The sequence below is a fragment of the Altererythrobacter sp. genome (assembly GCF_050299635.1).
Taxonomy (GTDB): Bacteria; Pseudomonadota; Alphaproteobacteria; order Sphingomonadales; family Sphingomonadaceae; genus Erythrobacter.
This window is the reverse complement of sequence record NZ_JBNKWF010000086.1, coordinates 1-529: the sequence shown is the minus strand read 5'-3', so window position 1 is coordinate 529 and position 529 is coordinate 1. Positions and strand designations below refer to the sequence as shown.

1 protein-coding gene is annotated in these 529 nt (G+C 68.4%); it reads right to left on the bottom strand.

Going from position 1 to position 529, the window contains the following annotated elements:
• Nucleotides 1–529: aldehyde dehydrogenase family protein (locus ACQY6C_RS14965; protein WP_427970086.1), on the bottom strand; the 529-nt coding region annotated here is incomplete at both ends.

Genomic DNA, 529 nt, shown 5'->3' with positions numbered 1-529 from the left:
CGAAGCTCACGGCCTGCACGTCCGGGTGACCCAGCAGCGCATCGACCGCCACCTTGTCGCCCTGGACGACGTTGAACACCCCGTCGGGCAGGCCCGCGTCGCGGAACAGCTCGGCGGTCAGCAGGGACGGAGACGGATCGCGCTCGGAGGGCTTGAGGATGAAGCTGTTGCCGCAGGCGATCGCCACCGGCGCCATCCACATGGGAACCATGACCGGGAAGTTGAACGGCGTGATCCCGGCCACCACGCCGAGCGGCTGGCGCATCGTCCAGTTGTCGATGCCGGTCGAGACCTGCTCGGTATAGTCGCCCTTGAGGAGCTGCGGCATGCCGCAGGCGAACTCGACGATGTCGATGCCGCGCTCCACCTCGCCGCGGGCATCGGTGAAGACCTTGCCGTGTTCGGACGTGATTGTCCGGGCAAGCTCGTCCTTGTTGTCGTTCAGGAGCCGCAGGAAATTGGCCATCAGCCGCGCGCGGCGGATCGGCGGGACGGCGGACCAGGCCGGGAAGGCGGCCTTGGCGGCGGC